Source organism: Chryseobacterium sp. C39-AII1 (assembly GCF_039672645.1).
Lineage (GTDB): Bacteria > Bacteroidota > Bacteroidia > Flavobacteriales > Weeksellaceae > Chryseobacterium.
The window spans coordinates 217,933-240,243 of sequence record NZ_JBDFPQ010000003.1; the positions used below are offsets into that span (position 1 = coordinate 217,933).

Below are 22,311 nucleotides of genomic sequence, written 5' to 3' on the forward strand. Positions count from 1 at the left end.
ACATTATAATTCGGATAACAGTAATATTAATATCGCTACAGTAGCTAAAATACCAAAAAAAATAAAAATAAAGGCATTTATCAGTAAAGAATACTTCGACAAAAGGTTATATGGAGACTGATTTTGCTGCCCTCTTACAACTGATTTAGAAATAATAAAATCAAAGATATAAGATACTCCAAAAGTTGTCCATAAATAACCGAATAAGATAATCAGTGGCAGTTGTATTTTCAACAGTGTTTCAGTATCATTCAAAATAAAAACCATTAAGATCGATAATATGGAAAGTATAAAGAAAATAATGGCTAAAATTAATTTACCTCTCATATTATTTTTATTTATTGGAGCCTATCCAAATTCCATAAAACGGTAAGCACTGGCCAAGCACAAAGAAGACTATTTTGGCGATGGTAAGTATTTTTGATCTGTTTTCTACAGCAAATCTCACAGGGTTTCTGCCCAAATTAGCTTGATTATTATTTTGGTGAAAACCGGTAAGGAAATTAATGATATTTTCTACCACGAGAAATACAAACAAATTAAGAAAGAACAGACATAAAAATGATAAAAATAATGATTTCAATATCTTATCTATTGAATTGATATCTACAGATACCATTTTCGAAACTCCGTAAACAATGGCTGGGCTAATAATAAATAATAGAATGGTAAGACCAATACCCACACCACAAAAAATGATGATTTTTCTCTTTTCAAAAGTTTCTGATGATTTAAACATGAGAAAAAATGATAACACGATAAAAAAAACTAAAAATATTATTTTCATATAATTAAAATTAACCTATAAATACTGTGGGACAACCCGTTAATATAACACCTTCTACAATGGGAGGAAAAAAGTAATCTTTGATGGAGGTATAAAGATTAACGATTGGTTTTCCGCTAAGGGTAACTTCTACATCGGCCTTTATCCCTATTAAAGCAGCAATTTTACCCCCAACATTGGCACTAATCTCATAATCATCGGTATCCAGATAAAAACCAGCTTTCCCACCAATCGCAGCCGAGCCACCAGATAAACCTACTTTTGCTTTTGTTTTTAAAATGCCTAAGAAATCTGACTGCCCTTCATAATCAGCCTTTGCAGCCCCCAAATCCCCTGAAAGCTCGCCCTGAAAGCCATATCTGTTATCTGAACCTCCGGTAAACACCTTGGCTTCTGCTTTGCCTTCAATATACGCAATATCTCCCTTTAATTCACTTTTATTATACCAGATTCCTTCTTTGCCTATATGTCCTTCCGCATTACCAGACATCATTGAAGCTTTCCCTTCACCTTCAAGGCCATACAATCCGTTGCTTCCATATAAACCACCTTTCAATTCTCCTTTATATTTTGAAAAACCTGCACTTCCGCCAACTCCTCCATTCCCTTTTCCTAAAGGCTCATAATCGCCTTTTACATTCATTTCAAAAACACTGAACCCTAATGTTCCATAATCATAGTTTCCATCCTTCGTTTTATCTTCCCGGTTGGCATACGCTTCAAAAACTTTTAAAGACAAATTATCTTCTAATTTATGATCTATAGTACCATCACTATTCAATTTATCATTAGGAATAATGCTCCAAAAATTATTATCTACAGGAGCACCGACAGGTCCCGCAGGAGCTGGCTGAGGAGGAGTTCCGCAACTTGTTTTATCTCCCATTCTTGCCGCAGCAATTCCGTTTATAAAAACAGACGAAGATCCTTCTACAATGCTTGCGACCCCGTGAGATGAACAAGTAACAGGATCTCCTTTTCGGGCTGCAGGTTTACCTCCGATAAGTACATTGAAACTTCCTGAAGTAATGGGTCCTGTATGAGCAGCCTGGTCTATAAGTGCTCTTGCCGCCAGTTTTCCCATGATTAACTATTTATTTTTGTTATCGCTGCTTTCAGTTCTGCCAGAAAACTTCCGAAAAGTTTCAAAGTCATTCCTGTAACTCTTGTAAGCATACCGCCTCCTATTTCCGTATTATTTGTTCCTTTAAAAGTAGAATCCATAGAAGTTATCTCAAAGGTATCTGTGCTTTCCATTTTTACATTTTTACCATTCAGGGTAATGGTACCATCGGCAAGCATTTTTACAATACTTTCACCAATCGTAATTGTGAAACTTGAAGTTCCATCTAACGTAATATTTCCAGCGCTATCCATTTCAAGAATACATTGTGGTGGTGTATCTTTTTTAGCTCCTACATTAATGCTATTTTTGCTCCCTGCATTTATAGTATGATTGCTATTGGCATTCGTTGTTGCATTTCCTGCTCCATCAAATTTCATATTCGCACCGCCCTGATCCGTTAAAAATACAGAACCTTCACCATCATTTAATTCTAATTTGTTTCCGCTTCGGCTGCTTAAACTTTTAATATTATTTCCAGATCCTCCTCCTGCTCCGATTGCTCCGTGGAACATTCCTCCCATTACAAAAGGTCTGTCGGGATGCTGATGAACGAAACTTACGATTACCTGATCTCCAATTTCCGGAACGGCCATAAATCCACGGTTTTTATTCACTTTATTACTGCTTCCGGCATCGGGAGTCATCACACGGATAAATTCTGTGGTATCCTGACCTTTCTGCCAATCAAACTGTACCTGAACTCTTCCTTGATTCATCGGATCTTTATTGGAGATCACTTTAGCAAACTGTGGTTCGGCTTTAGGCATTAAAAATTCCGGACGGGGAATGAATCCTGTATCTGAGGCGATCGCTTCAAAAGTGCCGTCGTAATAACCGCGGGCATCTACTTCATGAATGACTTCCGTAATCATCAATTTTGTAAAATAAGAAGTATCGTTGGTTTCCGTCTTACGCATTTCGATATCTGCAATACATCCCGGATATAAAAACGGAACAGTGGTGCTTCCGGAAGTCACAAAAACGCCAGCTGCTTTACTGCCTGCCGTTCCTTTTTGGGATGCATCAATATCCATAAATGAAGCCGCCTTTATCGGGGCAACTCTTAAAGAAGGAGTCTGAAATGTTTTTTCTGAAATTTCATAAGCTCTTTTGGCAATATCAGAAGTATGATTTATTTTTGAATTTCCGGTGGTTAGTTTTTCATTTTTACTGCTGTTGTATCCGTAAAAAGTAGGATTCACGTGTTGTGCTTTCATTTTAATTTTAACATCATTCACGCTGCTTCCATAGGTAAGGTTGACTGGTTTTTCCTGCGGAGGAAGTTTTCCGAAATGTAAAACTTCACCATCATAATAAAATTGCTCGCCATACGCTTCTGCTATTCTGGCCAAATAATTATAATGCGTTTCTTCGTATTGCGAACTGTAAGAAACGTTTCCGTGTTGGGAGTCTACTCTGTAATCAAATGTATTTTGTCCTAAACCTTCTTTAATGACTTCATTTGCAATGCTATTCAGGCTAATTTGCTGCTTTCCTCCAAAACTTTGAATATGCGGCGCGGCATCTAAAAGAATAGTTGGGCTAAAACCTGTAAGAACTATATTTCCTAAACTTCCTTTTTCCTGGCTGAAACCAACTTCGGTAATTACGCCTACAAAATTTCTTTCGGGGCCTTCTTCTACATCTTTGTATTTAAAAATGACTGTTATACGTTTTCCTAAAAAATTTTGAGCTTCCTGAAGATTATGATTTTCGGCATTTCCTAAGCTATCATAGGCCAGCATCAGACTGAATTCATGATGTTTTACTGCGCTTTGGGTAAGCTTAAAATGTTTAAAGTGGGTAATTGTTTTTCCTTCGATAACGATTTCCAGCTTCACGACACGATTGATGCCCATGATTTGGCTTTGCGGAATCGCCGCGGCATTGTGTATTTTAGAAGTCGGTTGCTTAGACCATACTTTTTCTTTCAAAATGGAAGAGTTATCGTTTCCGGAAATCTGATTCATGAACATATCAGACGTATTCTTTCCTTTTTCCAAATAATTCTGCTGAACTGTTGCAGCTGTTTGTTTTAGTTTTCCTACCTCTCCATTTACCTGCTGCAGCCTTTCCTCGGTTGCTTTCACAACTTTCTCTTGTGCCTCACTCTGTACATTCTTCAGAGAATCATTAATATGATTATTTTTTATAGGCGGTAATTTTTTATCCTGAAACATGGATCCTTGTGTTTGTGTTTATTTTTATTATCATTTTCCATTAATAATCCAACAACATATTCACAGCCAACATTTCATTTAATATAAAAATGAATTTACATTAGAAATTTATTCATCCTAAAAAGAACTAATTTCTTAAACAAAAAAAACAGAATAGTCAACTCTGAAAAGAGCAACTATTCTGCTTACCAATTTTATTTTTACTAAGATGATTGTAGGTTTTAGTTCCCCGGCCAGATACCTTCGTAAGCAGAATTACCATAATTGATTTTCTCTGCACTGATGATAAAGCTAATCAGCATACTGTTTTCATCTACCGCGTCGAAGTCTACTTCGTGCTGAATTACATATCCGTTTTCCCAGTTCAAAGTAATTAAAGTACCTTCTTCGTGAGATTTGTTGAATGTAATTTCACCTTGTGTAGGCTTGTATTTTCCGTTTAGTAAACTTTCAAGGATGTCTGATTTTTCAGTAGCTTCTACAGTAAGCTTGATGATTGCATTAGATGGATCTGATGCTACACGTCCTGAAACGTCTGTAGATCTTGATACACTGTAGTTTAGCTTCAATAATTTTTGACCTTCTCCGCCGTTGAATTTTAAGATTCCTCTTGAATTTGCTGCCATGTTTTGTAAATTTTAATCGTTAATATTTTGTGATTTGGTAATAATTTGTGATTTGATTGTGAAACAAAGATATGGTTGATAATTTTATCTGAAAAGCTTTTAAAAGTGAATTTTATTTTTTGTAGTAATTCTACGATTTGGTGTAGTAATTCTACGATATTAGATTTAATTAAAAATATTATTATCTGAAAATCAATATTTTATTATAATAAAATTCAATTTAAAAACAATTAATTTTAACACCATAATGAGAAATATTAAGATTAAATTAAGTTATTTTTAAACTTTCTTAACATATCTTAATTTAATTTTTTGAACATAAAAAAAATCTGAAAATTGATATTCTCAGATTTATATTTTTAAATTCTTTTTCTAATCTTGTTAGAACTTTTTTAAATATTACAAAATCTATATTTTTTTTGACGCAAAGATTTATTTAGATAGTTAATTATCTAAGTGAGCCAAGAAGAATCAACAAGTTGATTTTCCGAAGCTGTGTTTTCAAGCTTCGCGAAGCAAATTTGATTTTCCTTTGCATTCTCAAAACAATAGGTAAAGTTGAATTAAAACTTTGCGTTAAAAAATAGAATAATAAAAATTTCAAATATGCTTTTAAAGCTAAAAAAAATTACGATCCGCCATTCTTTTTATATAAAGCCAAACATTGCGCTTCATAATCAAAACACAACGCATCGCTGAAGTTTTCAAGATATGTTTTCGGAAAAACCATTTTTGCTTTAATAGTCGGAATTTTCTGCAGTTTCCCTCCCGAAGCTTTATAAAAATCGCCCAAATATTCGTTGGTTAAAAGATTGATGCTCGATTTTCCTTTGGCTTTTTCACCAAAATCTAAGCGTAAAATATCATCTACTCTTCGCATTTTCACCAGTTGCATTTTCTTTGCTTTCGGATCATATTCGAAAACGCATTGAAAGCCCGATCTGTCGAAATCATTCCAAAATTCAAAACCTTTTTTTGTAGAAACAAGCATGTTTCCGAAATTCAACCTTTGGATTTTTCCACTTTGGATTTTTTTAAATTTCTGCGTAGATAAAAAGCAAATTAATGTTTTTGAATCGCTGTCGATTCGAATGGTATCTTTTATTAAATCTCCGTCTAAATCTTTTACCAGCTTTTGAACCGATTGCCCAAAAACTACCACAGATAAAAAAGCGAAAACTAAAAAGGTTATTTTTTTCATTACAATCAATTTAATCATAAATATTTATCCCGAACTACAATTCCATGAAATATTTCACAAAAGAATTGGGATTATCAAGCTGATAAAACACCATATTTAAAGTCAATATACAAACAAAAGCAATGTAAAAAACCATTAAAACAACGATTAAAAAAGATCGGAAACCATTATCTTTTACTGTTCTTATGCAAAGCGTAATGAGCAAATAAATGACCGTTGTTACAATACCGCTGATTAATCCAACTTCTACAATAATCTTGTTAATATTTTTCAAACTAAATTCCTGAGAAAGATGCAGTGCAAAGTATCCACACACAGAAAAGATGACTGATACTATAAAAATGATGAGACTGGATATTATTAATCTAAATTTACTTTTCATATACTATTTTTTCATGTATCCCGGATTTTTCCCCGAGCTGAACGAATTTTTTAATCCAGATTCTACTTCCGGCCAAAACTGAGTGTGACTTAAACTATGAGAAGCCATGGCTAGATAAGGGATCGTTCCTGGGCGCGTCATCATATCTTTATTGGTATCTGCTTCATCTTCGGGAGTCACCAAATCGGCAAAATACTGTTGAACCAACACATGATATCTTTCGAAATTTCCTCTTAAAATTTTAAGCTGTGCATCCAAATTCCCTGTCAGAATATACTCTGCATTGTTAATATAATCAATATATTGTGCCAATTGATCGGGTTTGATGAACTGACTTAGCAACCTCATCAAAACCTCTTCCAGATTATTATTGTGAACCGCAGATGAGGCTCCGGAAATGAACTTTTTACAATTTGCTCTCTTATTTCTGCTGTGATAAGGATCTTTATCAAATATCGGAACATGAAGAATCGGTAAACCTTTGGTCTGCTTTTCAGGGCTCCATGAAGTGACTTCAATAGTATCTGTAATTCCTGCATTCGCCTTAAAAACTTTTGCTAACGAACTCAGAATGTAACTGTCTTTAACCCCGGATTTTATATCAAACAAAACATTTAAAACTCTCAATCCCTGTGTAAGATTCAGGTTTTTTGCCCATGTTAAACGGCTGTAGCTTCCGCCTTGGATATAATTTCGGTGAACCCCATCCGTCCATTGTAAAAAGCTGTTCAGCAAAGTGATAAATTCACTTTTTTCTTTTGCTAAATTAGAATTATCCAATTTTACAGAATTAAGATATTTGATGAATTCGGCGGTAATCATCTTAACGGCTAAAAACGCCTTCGCCATTTCTGCAAAAGCAGCTATTCCTTTCTGTTTTGAAGGTAAACCTTTCAGATATTTCATGATAACATCTCCTTTCACGCTTTTCAGAAGGTTAATTCCTCGTTCAAATTCATCCATTTTCAAAGCTTTTATCAGCCCTTCAAGATTCACCAAACTGAAATCGGCAATCAGCTGCTGCGTTAAATCATATTCATTATGAACATTAATGATTTGGCATTGCTTGTGTAATTTAGTATGATTCAGCTGATGTTTATGTTGAAAAAAAGGAGTCGATAAATACGTAATACTCTTTATTTTCCAAGCTTTTGGATATTTAGAGTCGGTAGCGATCAATTCTGTAAACTGATTGATAACATTTCCGCCATGTGAATGCCCGATCAGGTGAATATGAACCTCCTGATTTTGCCAGAATTTATACACTCTTAAAAATAAATCTAACAACCTTGTTGCGGCGAGGTTTCTTTCTTTGGTATCATTGTCTCCCGACCAGCTGAAAAAACTTCCTTCGATATGAAGATTCAGAAACTGAGGTTTTAATTCCTTTATTTTGTTCCAAAAATTATCTTTACTCGCCTGCCAGTAATCTGTGTTTGCCTGATGTTTTTCGCCCGTAGTATTAACGGGATCGGTGGTTCCCGCCACAAACATCACTACATCATAAATCTTGTTATTTTTGGGAGGACTACCCTGCATGCCGTACGTCACACCCGTTTCTTTACCTTTCTGAATGACCTGACTTCCGCTATTTTCAATAATATCTTTAGCGTAAGAAAGATTATTTCCTCCGGTAGTTTCTACAATATTTCCTCCTACGAATGTCTGTTTCATAGCCCATTAATAGTTTTTGGATTTCTCTCCGGAATTATTTTGTACTTCTTTATCAGAATGCTGTTCGTAGTTTCCCGTACTTTGGGTGGTAATTTTTCCGTTACTCGTGCTCACCCTGTCTTTATCGGTGTGAGATTCTTTATTTCCCTGAATATATTCTACCATTTCACCCGTAACATTCGTGATAAAATTGGTTCCGACATTTAAAGTGTTCAACATGCCGACACTGCCACTTCGGTTCATGCCTACAATTTCAGAAATATTCATTCCCACGTTGGTATTCATGTTTTCACCTACGTTGATGTTCATATTTTTACAATTTAAAGTCATCGTTTCGGGAGCTGTAATCGTTATGTTGCTTCCCGTGGTGTCTAAATGAATTTCATTGCCTGATTTATCTGTAATAATAATGCTTTCGTCTTCCGTGAAAACAACACGGTGACCACTTCGGGTCTGAATAGATTTAACGCGGTTATCCGTGCCGCCACCTAAACCAACGCCGCCATGAAACATTCCGCCCATGACGAAAGGTCTGTCGGGATGGCTGTGCACGAAATTCACCATCACCTGATCTCCAACTTCAGGAATGGCAACATAGCCTCTGTTTTGAGTAATCTGATCGGTTCCTCCCGCATCAGGACTCATCATTCTTATGAAATGGGTCGTATCATTGGTTTGCCAGTCGAATCTTACCTGAACTCTTCCCTGCCCTTCCGGGTCGGTATTTGAAATAACAGTTGCAATTTGAGGTTCGGCTTTTGGCGTTTTAAATTCAGGTTTTGGTAAAAATCCGGTGTCTGAGGCAATTCCTTCAAAACTTCCTGAGTAACGACCAATCGTATCAATTTCGTGAGAAACTTCCGTTACCATAATTTTGGTGAAATAAGAAGATTCATTACTGTCAACTTTCCTCATTTGCACATCTACCACGCAACCCGGATGTAAAAAAGGCACTGTAGTATTTCCCGAAATTGAAAAAACATTCACCGCTTCACTTCCTGATGCACTTTTTTGAGAATATTCAACATCGAGATGGGTGGCGGCTTTTATCGGAGCTACCTGAAGCGCCGGAGTTTTATAAATTTTATCGTTATGAGAATATGCTGTTTTAGCTAAATCTCCAACATGCTGAATCGGAGTTTCTCCCGACTGTAATTTTTCGTTTTTATTACTGTTGTAGCCGTAAAACTGAGGTTTGGTATGAACCGCTTTTAATTCTACTTTTACATCATTCACATTACTTCCGTAGATTAACTTAATTGGTTTATTCTGAGCCGGAAGTTTCCCAAAATGAAGCACTTCGCCATCATAATAAAACTGCTCGCCATAAGCTTCTGCCATTCTCGCCAGATAATTGTAATGCGTCTCATCATACTGGCTGCTGTAGATGATTTGAGAATAATCGTTGGTATCAATTCTTACATCAAATCTACCCTTATCGATTCCCTGTTTGATAACTTCTTCGGCGATAATTCCCATATTTACAGGCTGGCTTCCGCCAAAACTCTGAATATGCGGCGCACCATCAAGCAAAACTGTAGGACTATAACCTGAAAGGACAATATTTCCCAACGTCATTTGCTCCTGACTAAAACCAACGCCTGTAATCACTCCAACGAATGTTCTTTCCGGGCTGCTTTCAATATCTTTATAAGAAATAACGGCTGTTAAACGTTTTCCTAAAAATTTATTCGCCTCTTCCAAAGAATGGGTCTGGCGATCTCCCAAGGCATCGTGCGCCAGGGTGAGAGAAAACTCATGATGTCGTTTTGCGCTTTGTGTCAGCTTAAAATGCTTGTAATAGCTTATCACTTTTCCTTCGATCACCAAAGATAATTTCACCAAACGATTGATTCCTGTGTGATGACTTTGAGAAACTCCGTCGGCATTCTGTGACGGACGGAACGAAGGGCTTTTCAATATATTTTGTGATTCTGTATTCATATTACCTGTGATTTGGATAGGTTAAACATGAGTGCTTAGTGTTATAATTATTTTATTCCTTCCTTTACAGAGCGGGAAAGAATTTTATTTTTTCTTAATAAAAAGTCGGGCATCAGATCTGTCGGAAGATACAACGTGCTTTCGCCTTTGCTTTGAAGTTCTTCATTAATTCTGGGATTCCAAGACATTAATTTTTCTACTTCTACATCCAATTCATCGGCAATGATATTTAAATTAAATCCTGCATTGATTTCCGTTTCAGACAGATTAGAACCGTGTGTTTTTGCTCCCGAACCTGCCAGAAATACGGTATTCATTCTCGATGAATTATAGTTGCTTAAAACCGTTGGCAATTCTCCGGTTGCATAACAGGCATTCAGGTATTTTTTAACATGATTAATGGTTTCTAAAGGTAAAAATTTAGAAAAAACATGATATTGAGAAGATCCTGCCGCAGCCATTGCTTTGGCAATATTTCCTTCGCCACAGTTATAAGCCGCCACCACCGTTACCCAATTATTATATTTTTTATATAGATTGGTAAGGGAAACCACGGCCGTTTTGGTACTTTTATACAAATCATTTCTGTTTTGCTGTGAAAGCCCATATTGATTGGCATGAGAAGTCATAAACTGCCAAACGCCCACTGCACCGGCTCCTGAAGTGATATTTCTGTTGAAATGAGATTCTATTAATGCTAAATTTCTCAAATGTCGTGGCAAGCCTTTTTCGGCAAGAGAATATTCAATAAAATCTACAATTTCTTTATTAGCATTAATGATGCGCTGATACTTTTTCACACTGCTTTCCGAAGTATCGGAAGCATCGAGAAACTGTGCATTCATAAGGCATGAACACGATAGTAAAACCAGCGTTAGTACAATATTTCTGAAATTTGGTGTCATTGTTTTTATTTTTTAAGCGAATGAGCAAATCAAAATTCCACCATTCTCTTTCTTTGCATTTACTCTACTTTCCAGCTTAGTTTTTCCTCTGCAGAATTCCAGTCTACATGGATTGTCTGTCCGGATTTTACTTCTTCTCTTACAATCATTTTCGAAATCGGTCTTGCCAACTGAGATCTAATCACTCCGGAAATCTGTCTTGCTCCATATTTACTGCTGAATCCGCCTAATGCTAAGTTTTTCACTGCTTCATCAGAGATTTTTAGACTCATTCCTAATCTCGTTAAAGAATTATGAAGTGATTTTAACTGAATATTAAAAATTCTCTCCGCGATAGATTCTGTAATTGGTGCAAAAGGAATAATTTCCGTGATTCTTGCCAAAAATTCTGGTCTGAAACGTCCAGAATTCGACATGATTTGCATTAACGATTTCGATTCCGGAATTTTCCCTTCTTCAAACTGCTTTACAATTTCCTCACTTCCTATATTTGACGTAAACAAAATTAAGGCATTACTGAAATCTCCTTCTTTTCCAAGCTTATCATGAACTTTTCCTTCGTCCATGATCTGTAAAAAGACATCAAAAACCGAGTGATGTGCTTTTTCAATTTCATCAAACAAAACCACTGTGTAAGGCTGTTGACGGATTTTATTCACCAACATACCACCTTCTTCATACCCAACATATCCCGGAGGCGCTCCGTATAAAAGTGCCGCCGAATGTTCTTCTTTAAACTCTGACATATCAAAACGAACCATCGCCTTTTCATCGTTGAAAAGTAATTCTGCCATAGATTTTGCCAACTCTGTTTTCCCTGTTCCTGTCGGACCCAGAAGGAAGAATGAACCAATTGGCTGTCCCGGTTTATTCAATCCGCTTCGGTTTTCAACAATCGCGTCGGAAAGAATTTTCAAGGCATGATCCTGACCGACAACTCGGTTCATCAAAAGGCCTTCCATATTCAGCAATTTCTCTTTTTCCTGAGCCTGAATTTTCCCAATCGGAATGTTTGTTTTTGCCGCCATCACAGCAGCCAATTCCAAACGGTCTACCTTTTCTCTCTTTACGGCTGCGTGCTGTAAAAGCTCTGCGTAAGTATCTTCAATAATTTTCTGAATTGCATCAACAGGCATTGAATTGTCAATCTGCGGTTGCTCACTTAAAGAGCCCCACAAAATCGGACTGATTTTATCTCTCAATAAATTATAATTCCAGATCAGTTCGTCTGCTTTATCTTTTTCATCCAAATATTCTTCGGTCTGTAATGCTTCATAAGTTGTTTTCCAGCTTTCCAGTTCTTTTTCTGAAAGTTCGTCCAACATTTTGATGGCTGCCATTGTTCTGTCTAACAAATCGATAGCCGCATCTGGTAATTTTTTACCTTTCGCATATCTTTTAGCCAAACGAACACATTCAGGAAGTGCAGATTTTTCAACCTCAATTCCGTGGTGTTTTTTGTAGCCGTCTAATAAAACGTCGATCATCTTCACACACGTTTTTTCGTCCGGTTCGTTTACCGTTAATACTTCAAAACGACGGTTGAAAGCCTGTTCCGGCTCGATAATTTTTCTATATTCTTCCTGAGTTGTTGCTCCGATTACGGTGATTTCACCTCGTGCTAATTCAGGTTTAAGCAAATTTGCAACGTTTCCGATGCTTCCTTTTGGATCTAAAAGTGTATGAATTTCATCAATGAAAAGAATTGCTTTTTCAATCTTTTTACATTCATTGATTACTTTTTTAAGACGGTCTTCAATTTCGCCTTTATAAGAAGTTCCGGCTAATAAAGCTCCGGTGTCCAATTCCAACAACGTTCCGTTTTTCAACATTTCAGGAACATTTCCTTTGGTAATTTCGATGGCAAAACCTTCTACCAAAGCCGTTTTTCCGACTCCAGGTTCTCCGATAATGATTACATTGGGTTTACTTCTTCGGCAAAGAATTTCAACCAACATTCTCAGTTCTTTATCTCTTCCGATGATGTTTTCCAAATCACCTTTTCTTGCCTGAGCCGTTCGGTCTACACAATAATTTTTGATGGAAGGAAAAGAGTTATCTGAATACTCTGAACCGTTTGAAAAAATTGAATTAAATTCTCCGTTATCCGAAATTTCATACGGAGTATCTTTTCTGTATAAATTGAAAATCTCATGTTCTCTAAGAGGCAGAGATTTAAGCTGTTGTAAAGAAAAAACAACCTGAGGTTTTACAATCGCCGTTAAAACACAAATTGGAGTAATTTCGTCTAAACCTAATTTTAAACGAATATCATCCGCTTCTTCCATAAGAGTATCTACCACTTCATCTTCGACTACTTCATCCGGAAGATGCGTTGTTTTAGGATAATCTTCGATTCGCACATCTGCCCATTCATAGAAATATCCGGGATCTTTATCAATGCTTTTTAAAAACTCATTAAGACCAATATCTTTGTGCATTAAAGCCCTTAAAATGTGTGGCCCGCCATATGTTGCATTATAATTCTCCCTCGCAATAGACTGTGCGATGTGAAATAGTTGTTTTACAGTTTCGTTGGTTACCAGTACTCCCATTTATAATTTTCTTATATTAATAAATTGTGTTTGTGATTGTTCTATTTCTATAGCAAAAAACAGGCTAAATTTCTTTAATAAGAAAATTCCTGTGTTAATGCTTTTTTATTTTTATCTGTTATTTCTTTTTTAATCGGTCTTTGTGATGAATCCAAAGTGAATTTTATACTCTCAGTATCTAAAACTTCTTTATTTTGTTCAGTTTTACCATTCTTCACTCTGTTGGAAAAATTGTATTGAGTTTTTACAATCTCAATTTGTCCCGATTGATAATTATATTTGCTTTCAATAGCTGACAAAGGCAATTCTGATTGTTCATTAAGCTTTTTCCAGGCTAATTTTCTTTGTTCTTCTACACTGATAGGATTCCATTTTTTATCAACCAAAACAGAAGCATTTACGATATTATATTCATATTCTTTTTCTTCGGAAATATGATTATTGCTATAAGCATACGTTTTTTTAACAAAATGGTTAATCAGTTTTTTTGAATCTGACTGATCTATTTTCCCTGAATATTCAATGATTTCAATAAGATTTCCATTGCTATTATATTTAAATTCTTTACCCTTATTTTGATCTTCAGTATATTTTTTTTCAACTAAACCTGCAGCGTTATAAGCATAATTAAAGATATTTTTTTCTCCGCTTTTTTCCACTTCAGCTTTCACTATTTTCCCTGTAGAATCGTAAGTATATTTACTGTGCTTATCTGAAGTTTTACTTTCTATCAGATTTCCGTTTTCATCATATTTATTTTCCAAAACTGTTTTCCCATTATCCGTAATTTTCAGAAGCTGAGCAAATTTGTTGTACGTAAATTCTGTCGTATGTTTTTTAACCTCATCATTTTCAGGAAGTTCATATGAAATAGAAGTAATTAACCCTAAATCATTCGTTGTGAAGCTTTTATTAATATTCGTTTTTACCGTACTGCTCTTATTTTTAGAAAAAACATAATTTTCAATTGATTTTTTAGGCAAAAAATAGTTGAAATCATTCACTTTAACCAAATACTGAGCATAAACCTCATCGGGAAAAGCAAATTCGTATTCTGATGATTGCAGATCGATGGTTAACATTTTATTTCCGGATGGTTTATAAAAAATTACTTGATCGTTTATTTTTTCAAAAGCCGTTTTATTGTTGGGAAATTTATTTTTGGAACTAAAACTATTTATAGCAATATTCGTTTCATTGGTATACTTTTTTGATTGACATGAAATTACAATCAAACTTAATAGCAAAAAAAGTGAGATGATATTTTTACATTTAATTGTCATTAATTATTTATTATAGTTCTTTCACCTCTCCTGTTTCACCATTAATAATATAAGTAACCGGAACAAATGCCGGAGGTTCACCAATCCCAAATTCGGGATTTTTATTAGGTTTTCCTTCTTGTATTGTCACCATATACTCTTTCTTATTCTCATCAAATTTAACTGTAAAAGCTTCTGTACCATTTTCGCTAAACCTTCCTTCTCCAGTTGAAATATTAATTAATTTCTTTTTATCTAAAATTTTCAAAACATCGGAAGGCTTTATTTTTCCAAATTTTGCATCTTCATCTTTTGTTTTCAAATTTCCTTTTTCATCATAATATTCAGAAACACCGACATTTGTATACTGCCCAAATTGAATTTCTTTCTTTTTAATAAAACCATCTGCGTAAAACTCTTTATACACAGCAAAAAAAGAAGGTGCAGATTCTCTTTCATATTGTAGCCCTACCGAATTCCCTTTTGGATTTTCCATCATATAAATTTCATTTCCGTTTGGAAGCTTATATAAAAAATCTGAATCTTTTTCAAACTTTAAAGCTAGCTCTCTGTCTATTTTTTCTCTCATAACTCTTTTTTCCGGATCATTTTTTTTTCCATGACTTTGCCCGTCACAAGAAAGAAATATTGATAATAATACAATAACCAAATATCTCATAATGTTTAATTAATCTTATTATTTAAAATTTTCCAGTGCCAATAATAGGAACAAAATCGCTCAATACCTGCTAAATGGCTATAATCCATAATATTATTTGTTTTTTTTGCCTGATAAGTAAATTTTGCAGGCATCGTTCCTTGTGATATACTCGCAAAAGTATGTGGTAAATTCATTGCATGCATTGTTTCATGGGCTATAGTTGCTTTATTATGCGTTTTAAAATATACCCCAAATTTAGAATTTCCGTATGCAAAACCATTCCAATTACCACTTTCTCCAATAAAATAAAGTCTGTAATGATTGTCATATTTATTTCCAAACTGGCTTTTAACTTTATCTTCTAAATATTCTCGCAAGCCATTACTTTTAGTTACCGTAAAAACACCTCCAATATTTGTGCAAAAATTACTTTTAAATTTATTAAAGAAAAAATTCCCTGTACAATCTAAAATTTCTTCCGTCATAGAGACTGAAACCAAGGCTTGTGACATACATTGAGAAAAAAAGGTTTTGCCTCCCGCTGCAGGCTTTCCAATAACAGCAACATTATTAGCATCAGTTTTTACTTTAACAATAACTACATCTATTTTTTTTACAACACCAACATCATTAGGATGAATTCTCAGCGCACCACAAACCTCATCATCTGCTTTTACATAGAGAATTTGTTCTTTGGAAAAGGATTCTTTACATGTAATTTTCAAATAATTGTATTTATCATACTTCCCTTTTTTAACATCTCCTATTTCCTTTACATTTAAACTGAGATATTTTTCAGCATCTTTTTCTTTAAATTCAAACGTTAATTTCTTCGGTTTTTCCTGAATTTCAATTTTAAGTGTGAGTAATGCAGATTTTCCTTTAAACAAAGTTAAAGTCGGAATTGGATATAGATATGGTTTTTTATTAACTTTTTTCCAAACCACCGAAAAGCTTTTATAACTTTTTAGTTTTTTGTCATACATACTCAACTCTTTTTTGAAATAACCATCCGGATTATTTATGGTATCTCTTGACCAACCATTTGTATTCTGAAATGGTGTAACGAAAGTACTTTCTTCAAAATATCTTCCCATGATAGACCCAAACCATTCATCCCCTTTTTGACCAGAATCTCCTTGACGAAGCCAATCAAATCCAAAATCAGGAGTATTCATATATTTATCATGTGGTCTGAACTGCACCAAACATTTAGCCTTAATATCTCCCGCTGAAGGCTTCGAAGGAGTACCATAGCTAACCCCTTTCTGCGATCCTTTTTCTGAAACCACTTCTGCAGAACTATAAATAATATCACTTTCAGAATATATATTGTAATCTTGTTCTATGGTTTCAAAAATTTTACCTCTTACTATTCTTGTCCTGCTCATATATCAGCAATTAATAGTTTTTACTTCTTTGTCCACTGTTATTTTGTACTTCATTTTGTGCATGCTTCGTAATGGATGCATTTGAAGTAGTTTCTATTCCTTGATCAGAATTTACGACTGTTTTTCCCTTTTTCACTTCACTCTCAACGTCTCCTTCAATGATTTCTGTAAGTTTTCCAGTGATATAGGTACTCGCATTGCCTATAACAGAAGTTATTTTCATCGCTCCTACACTTTCTGTGTTATTCATACCAATTGTATTCGATTTGTTGACACCTACTGTAGTAGCCATATTTTCACTAACATCAATATTAAAATTTTTACATTTTATATTAATCGTTTCCGGCGCTGTAATGTTGATATTGCTTCCCGTCGTATCCAGATGAATTTCATTGCCTGATTTATCTGTAATGATGATACTTTCATCTTCCGTAAAAATAACACGGTGACCACTTCTTGTTTGAATAGACTTCACACGATTATCCACGCCTCCGCCTAAACCTACCCCTCCATGAAACATTCCGCCCATCACGAAAGGTCTGTCAGGATGACTGTGCACGAAATTCACCATCACCTGATCTCCAACTTCAGGAATCGCCACATAGCCTCTATTTTGAGTAATTTGATCGGTTCCTCCTGCATCTGGACTCATCATGCGGATAAAATGTGTCGTATCATTGGTTTGCCAGTCGAATCTTACCTGAACTCTTCCCTGACCCTCCGGATCGGTATTTGAAATGACTGTTGCGATTTGAGGTTCGGCTTTTGGTAAGTAAAATTCAGGTTTCGGTAAAAATCCGGTATCTGAAGCAATACCTTCAAAACTTCCTGAATAATGCCCGATTGTATCTATTTCATGAGTGGTTTCCGTAATCATGATCTTGGTAAAATAAGAAGACTCGTTGCTATCTAATTTTCTCATTTGAACATCTGCAACGCAACCCGGATGAAGAAACGGAACCGTTGTATTTCCCGAAATTGAAAAAACATTCACCGCTTCACTTCCGGATGCACTTTTTTGAGAATATTCAACATCCAAATGCGTAGAAGCCTTTATCGGAGCCACCTGAAGCGCCGGAGTTTTATAAATTTTATCATTAAGTGAATACGCCGTTTTAGCCAAATCTCCAACATGCTGAACGGGCGTTTCAGAAGAACTCAATCTTTCATTTTTACTGCTATTGTAGCCGTAAAATTGCGGTTTGGTATGAACTGCCTTTAATTCAACTTTAATATCATTCGCACTGCTTCCGTAAATTAATTTTATCGGTTTGTTCTGTGTAGGAAGCTTCCCGAAATGAAGTACTTCCCCATCATAATAAAACTGTTCGCCATAGGCTTCCGCCATTCTGGCTAAGTAGTTGTAATGTGTTTCGTTATATTGACTGCTATAAATAATTTGAGAATAATCATTCGTATCAATTCTTACATCAAATCGGCTTTTATCAAGACCTTGCTTAATGACATCATCTGCAATAATTCCCATATTTACGGGTTGTCCGCCGCCAAAACTTTGAATGTGAGGAGCCCCATCCAACAAAATAGTTGGGCTGTAACCTGACAAAACGATATTTCCAAGGCTCATTTTTTCCTGACTGAAACCCACTCCCGTGATTACCCCAACAAACGTTCTTTCGGGGCTGCTTTCAATATCTTTATAGGAAATAACGGCTGTTAATCTTTTCCCGAGAAATTTATTGGCTTCATCAAGCGTGTGACTCTGGCGATCGCCCAACGCATCATGCGCCAAGGTAAGGCTGAACTGATGATGGCGTGCTGCACTCTGTGTAAGTTTAAAATGCTTGTAATACCTGATGACCTGGCCTTCGATAACCAAAGATAACTTTACCAGACGATTGATCCCGGTGTGATGATTATCTGATACTCCGTCTGCATTTTGAGTGGGACGAAAATTCGTTCCGCGCATATTTTCAGGTGTCGTTGACATAATTGTGTGATTGTGGTAAGGTTAAAGGTAAAAAAAATTATCCAAACAATTGTTTTTAGTGAAAACATTACATATCGAAATAATATGCAATGAATACCTTATGCAAGATTATTAAACCAAAACTAGCTAGGCAAAAAAGACCGTCTTTTGGGGACAGTCTTTCTCTTATAAATGTTGATAAAGTAATCTTAAGATGACGGCCATAGACCTTCATAAGCAGAATTACCATAGTTAATTTTTTCTGCGCTGATAACGAAGCTGATCAACATACTGTTTTCGTCAACAGCGTCGAAGTCTACCTCATGCTGAATTACATATCCGTTTTCCCAGTTTAAAGTAATTAAAGTACCTTCTTCGTGAGACTTGTTGAATGTAATTTCACCTTGCGTAGGCTTGTATTTTCCATTTAGTAAACTTTCCAGGATGTCTGATTTTTCAGTAGCTTCCACTGTAAGTTTAATGATTGCATTAGATGGGTCTGATGCTACTCTACCAGATACGTCAGTAGATCTTGAAACACTGTAGTTCAGCTTTAATAATTTCTGACCCTCGCCCCCGTTGAATTTTAAAATTCCTCTAGAATTTGCTGCCATGATTTGTAAATTTTAATCGTTAATAATATTTTGTGATTCAGTGATTGTGATACAAATATAAAACGGTTAAAATTTTTCTGAAAACATTTTCAAACAATTTTTAAATTTTGTCGTAATTCTACGATTTGATGTCGTAATTCTACGACTTTGGATTTAAAAATTTAATATAAACTTAATCCTAACAGTATTTTAAGACAATTCATCAAAAGAAAAAAAAGTAGAATATTTTACCCCGTAAAGAGATATATCATAATATAAATCTGCTTTTTTTACAATTCCCGTTTTGGTGTAAAGTGTATATTTCCCGTTAAAATCTGCTTCTGAAATCGAAAAAACATTCTGCAAAAGGACAATTTCTGAAGTATAATTTACATCTTCTACTATTTGCTGAACCGTTATTACTTTATCTTCGATTTTTTGATCATAAAAAGACTTTCCATTGGTAAATGAACTTCTAACTGGCGCAAAATAATTCTTAATAAAAGGATCATCTTGCATTCTTTCATTAAATAATTCCTGATTTAAAACCGCAATTTCAAACTCTTTGATATACATTTCGGCATATTGATCCGGAAAAAGATCGAGCAAACGTTCTTTTATTTTATTAAAATTTTTAATCGTTTCCTCTTTTAAGCTTACATTCATTAACTTTCCTTTCAGGTCGGTTTTAATAATTAAAGGATTTAATGACCGAATGCTTTCAATAGCCAAATCTGCCATTTTACTGGATTGCCCATCGGTAAAATTATTTTTATAAAGATAAAATGTATGCTGATTGCCAATGGTTTCAACCCACTTTACAGAAGCCGTATACGTAAGTGTATTGTCTTTTGTTTCACCGTCTTTTTCCTTTTCTTCGGTAATTCTCACAAAATAAATTTTGCTGAAATTTTTAGGCTCAAAATTTAAAACAGGATTGAGTTCCGGACTTTTGAATGGCGCATCATTCAACAGATTAAAATTTCTGATTTCCTCTATATTGGGTACAAAAAGGCGCTTTCCGGGAATGAGATTTTCATGAATATAATCATGAGCAGAACATCTTTGATTGTGATATTCTTTAAGATGTTTCGGATTTTCGAGATGTATTTTTTCAGATATACTTTCCAACGTTTCGCCGGAAAGAATAAAATGAATAATCATAGTTTTGTTTTTTGGCGTAAACCAAATTAGTTTAAAAATTTTATTTATCAAAATCTATGATGTGCATAATATCTTACAGAATGACAAATCACAATGATGGTTCACATTTAAATTCATAAAAAAAGCATCCAAAAAATTTGAATGCTTTTAAAATTTTAAAACGATATCGTGTTGTTATTTGATGAAATTAAGGTATTTGTCGGCACACTGCCCAAAATGATCAAACTCGTTCATTGAATTTCCATAATTCTGAATAACCAATGTATCTCCCTTCAAAAGACCTCCCATTGCGCCAAGGGAAATATCAAATTCATTCTTGTTTGCAGATTTAGCAATATTTGCTCTTCCAGAGGCAATTACTTTTTTGCTGTCGTAGATTTTGTATCCTACTTTTTTCCCGTCTTTATTGGTTAATTCTATTGAAAATCTTCCGTTTTCACATGTTTTTGCATTGTATTTCCCTTCTAATGTCAGAATTTCTTTGGCATTAAGAGAATCAATTACAGCAGTTTTTACTTCTTTTATTGAGTCGGTTTTCAGAGGAACAACCTTTTTAGAAGAATTGGTTTTAGGAACATGATTTTCAGTATTAGTAGCTGCCGCCACAGTCTCCGTTTGTTTGCAGGAGTAAAGGCATAAAAAAGCTAAAACACTTAAGCTAATAAAGTTTTTTCGAATCATAAGATTTAACATTTGTTAACATCTCATTAGCAATTTTAATACCAAATCTTAAATTTTTCTAAACATTTGTAAACTTAAAAGAACTTAAAAATTCAGTTGAAATAAAAAAAGCCGCACAATCTCGTACAGCTTCTGATATTTTTGATTAAATTAATTTTACGTTAAATTGATTTTATTCTTGTTTTATGAACATATCCTTCTTTGCCAGTTTTCGTTTTAACCAAAAACCAATCTCCATAATTGTCTACAACATCAACATTTTGTCCGGAATTTATTTTATCTAAAATCTGCGAAGTTGTGGTTTTATCCTTCCTCAAATTGGTAAACCCATCCGGATCCTGAATGTGGTTTTTTGAATATGAAGTTGTAATAAATGCTAAAATCTGATCAATTTTCGAAAATGCAGGATCGTAATATTCTTCAGTATCAAGCTTGCCATGCAATCCATCTTTATACACTTTCTTTTCTTTAGCCTGTTCAATTTCTTTTTGAGAGAAAATATAATTTTTGCTTAAAATTTTAACAGCAGAAAGATCTTCCTGAGCGATGGCTAAATTCATCAATTTATCTGTAATAGGACGTTTGAAAGGATATTTATTCATGAAATACTCCAGCCACGAACTATTGACAAATCGCTCATTATTGCTGAACGTTTCGTTATTAATAAGCAATGACAAATCATCAAAATCAAAATCTGAAGGCTCCGGGTTTGAAGCTTCAAATGCAGACAACTTCGATTTGAAAGCATTGATTTCAGGAGTATTTTTAGAAAGGTCTGCGGGCGTAAAATCTATATTACTTCCTTCATCAAAAAGATCAGCAAAAGAAGCTGTTTTTGTATCTGTTGTATTATCGTTGGTCATTTTTGGCTTTTTTTTATTTAAATTTCTCCATTGCTCCAACGAAATAATATTTCCTGAAACAACATCATCTACTAAAACATCACTGCAATTGTTTTTATCTACATAAAAAATGGTGTAAGTTTCCCACCTCACCGGCCCGTCAAATCCTGTTTTCACTCTGTAAAACGGCTTATTTTTCACCGTTAAAGAATCTACCATGAAAGACAAATGTTGCTTACCTTTGGAAAGAGAATCTACATATTTACTTTGTTTTTTTACTTCCGGCAAGGCATTTACGGTATTCATGGCTTCATCACTATTGCAGTTTTTAGGCTTCGTTTTTTGTCCGTCGCAACTGTAAAATAGCAGGCATAGTAAAAAAAGAACTAATTTATTTTTAAAATACATAT

General features: G+C 34.7%; 19 protein-coding genes. All 19 read right to left on the reverse strand.

What is annotated here, in order from left to right; genetic code table 11:
* Nucleotides 1–3: 3 nt before the first annotated feature.
* The 19 genes from ABEG63_RS06650 to ABEG63_RS06740 all read right to left on the reverse strand — a co-directional run bounded on the left by ABEG63_RS06650 (nt 4) and on the right by ABEG63_RS06740 (nt 22,309).
* The gene (locus ABEG63_RS06650; protein WP_267405019.1) at nt 4–327 is read right to left on the reverse strand and encodes a hypothetical protein; all 324 of its coding nucleotides are present in this window, start codon (nt 325–327) and stop codon (nt 4–6) included.
* Between the two features lie 7 nt (nt 328–334).
* The gene (locus tag ABEG63_RS06655; protein WP_346583874.1) at nt 335–787 is read right to left on the reverse strand and encodes a hypothetical protein; all 453 of its coding nucleotides are present in this window, start codon (nt 785–787) and stop codon (nt 335–337) included.
* Between the two features lie 10 nt (nt 788–797).
* A complete protein-coding gene (locus ABEG63_RS06660; protein ID WP_267405017.1) occupies nt 798–1,871 on the reverse strand; it encodes a PAAR domain-containing protein in 1,074 nt (357 codons plus the stop codon).
* Between the two features lie 2 nt (nt 1,872–1,873).
* Nucleotides 1,874–4,093: a phage baseplate assembly protein V gene (locus ABEG63_RS06665; RefSeq protein WP_346583875.1), complete on the reverse strand. Its 2,220-nt coding sequence runs from the start codon at nt 4,091–4,093 to the stop codon at nt 1,874–1,876.
* A gap of 221 nt (nt 4,094–4,314) precedes the next feature.
* Entirely contained in the window at nt 4,315–4,719 is a 405-nt protein-coding gene (tssD, locus tag ABEG63_RS06670) for a type VI secretion system tube protein TssD (RefSeq protein WP_267405015.1), read from the reverse strand.
* 628 nt (nt 4,720–5,347) lie between these two features.
* Nucleotides 5,348–5,920 (reverse strand): hypothetical protein, encoded by a 573-nt coding sequence (locus ABEG63_RS06675; RefSeq protein ID WP_346583876.1) that lies wholly within the window; start codon nt 5,918–5,920, stop codon nt 5,348–5,350.
* A 34-nt stretch (nt 5,921–5,954) separates the two neighbouring features.
* Complete coding sequence (locus ABEG63_RS06680) at nt 5,955–6,302, reverse strand: hypothetical protein (protein WP_346583877.1); 348 nt, start codon at nt 6,300–6,302, stop codon at nt 5,955–5,957.
* A 3-nt stretch (nt 6,303–6,305) separates the two neighbouring features.
* Nucleotides 6,306–7,976 carry a hypothetical protein gene (locus tag ABEG63_RS06685; protein ID WP_346583878.1) on the reverse strand — a complete coding sequence of 557 codons (1,671 nt, stop codon included), beginning with the start codon at nt 7,974–7,976 and terminating at the stop codon, nt 6,306–6,308.
* A 6-nt stretch (nt 7,977–7,982) separates the two neighbouring features.
* A complete protein-coding gene (locus ABEG63_RS06690) occupies nt 7,983–9,920 on the reverse strand; it encodes a phage baseplate assembly protein V (protein WP_346583879.1) in 1,938 nt (645 codons plus the stop codon).
* Between the two features lie 47 nt (nt 9,921–9,967).
* On the reverse strand, nt 9,968–10,825 hold the full coding sequence (locus ABEG63_RS06695; protein ID WP_346583880.1) for a lytic transglycosylase domain-containing protein: 858 nt from the start codon (nt 10,823–10,825) through the stop codon (nt 9,968–9,970).
* Between the two features lie 59 nt (nt 10,826–10,884).
* Nucleotides 10,885–13,380, reverse strand: coding sequence for an ATP-dependent Clp protease ATP-binding subunit (locus ABEG63_RS06700; RefSeq protein WP_346583881.1), 2,496 nt, complete (start codon nt 13,378–13,380; stop codon nt 10,885–10,887).
* A gap of 74 nt (nt 13,381–13,454) precedes the next feature.
* Nucleotides 13,455–14,462 (reverse strand): hypothetical protein, encoded by a 1,008-nt coding sequence (locus ABEG63_RS06705; protein ID WP_346583882.1) that lies wholly within the window; start codon nt 14,460–14,462, stop codon nt 13,455–13,457.
* A 211-nt stretch (nt 14,463–14,673) separates the two neighbouring features.
* Nucleotides 14,674–15,231 carry a hypothetical protein gene (locus tag ABEG63_RS06710; protein WP_346583883.1) on the reverse strand — a complete coding sequence of 186 codons (558 nt, stop codon included), beginning with the start codon at nt 15,229–15,231 and terminating at the stop codon, nt 14,674–14,676.
* A gap of 95 nt (nt 15,232–15,326) precedes the next feature.
* Complete coding sequence (locus ABEG63_RS06715; protein WP_267405006.1) at nt 15,327–16,694, reverse strand: hypothetical protein; 1,368 nt, start codon at nt 16,692–16,694, stop codon at nt 15,327–15,329.
* A gap of 10 nt (nt 16,695–16,704) precedes the next feature.
* The gene (locus ABEG63_RS06720) at nt 16,705–18,642 is read right to left on the reverse strand and encodes a phage baseplate assembly protein V (protein ID WP_346583884.1); all 1,938 of its coding nucleotides are present in this window, start codon (nt 18,640–18,642) and stop codon (nt 16,705–16,707) included.
* A 188-nt stretch (nt 18,643–18,830) separates the two neighbouring features.
* Nucleotides 18,831–19,235 carry a type VI secretion system tube protein TssD gene (gene tssD, locus ABEG63_RS06725; RefSeq protein ID WP_267405004.1) on the reverse strand — a complete coding sequence of 135 codons (405 nt, stop codon included), beginning with the start codon at nt 19,233–19,235 and terminating at the stop codon, nt 18,831–18,833.
* Nucleotides 19,236–19,424: 189 nt separating this feature from the next.
* Nucleotides 19,425–20,378: a hypothetical protein gene (locus ABEG63_RS06730; protein WP_346583885.1), complete on the reverse strand. Its 954-nt coding sequence runs from the start codon at nt 20,376–20,378 to the stop codon at nt 19,425–19,427.
* A gap of 174 nt (nt 20,379–20,552) precedes the next feature.
* On the reverse strand, nt 20,553–20,984 hold the full coding sequence (locus ABEG63_RS06735; RefSeq protein ID WP_346583886.1) for a hypothetical protein: 432 nt from the start codon (nt 20,982–20,984) through the stop codon (nt 20,553–20,555).
* Between the two features lie 236 nt (nt 20,985–21,220).
* Nucleotides 21,221–22,309, reverse strand: a complete 1,089-nt coding sequence (locus tag ABEG63_RS06740) for an SH3 domain-containing protein (RefSeq protein WP_346583887.1) — start codon at nt 22,307–22,309, stop codon at nt 21,221–21,223.
* Between the last annotated feature and the right edge of the window lie 2 nt (nt 22,310–22,311).